General features: G+C 54.3%; 1 rRNA gene. It reads left to right on the forward strand.

Features of this window, described 5'->3' with window-relative positions:
- A 23S ribosomal RNA gene (locus tag BHE89_RS22205) occupies nucleotides 1–361 on the forward strand; the annotation flags it as partial.

Genomic DNA, 361 nt, shown 5'->3' on the forward strand with positions numbered 1-361 from the left:
GTCTGGTGGGTAGTTTGACTGGGGCGGTCTCCTCCTAAAGAGTAACGGAGGAGCACGAAGGTTGGCTAAGCATGGTCGGACATCATGCGGTTAGTGCAAGGCATAAGCCAGCTTGACTGTGAGAGTGACGGCTCGAGCAGGTACGAAGTAGGTCTTAGTGATCCGGTGGTTCTGAATGGAAGGGCCATCGCTCAACGGATAAAAGGTACTCCGGGGATAACAGGCTGATACCGCCCAAGAGTTCATATCGACGGCGGTGTTTGGCACCTCGATGTCGGCTCATCACATCCTGGGGCTGAAGTAGGTCCCAAGGGTATGGCTGTTCGCCATTTAAAGTGGTACGCGAGCTGGGTTTAGAACG

The sequence above is a fragment of the Shigella sp. FC1967 genome, assembly GCF_001743005.1.
Classification (GTDB): Bacteria; Pseudomonadota; Gammaproteobacteria; order Enterobacterales; family Enterobacteriaceae; genus Proteus.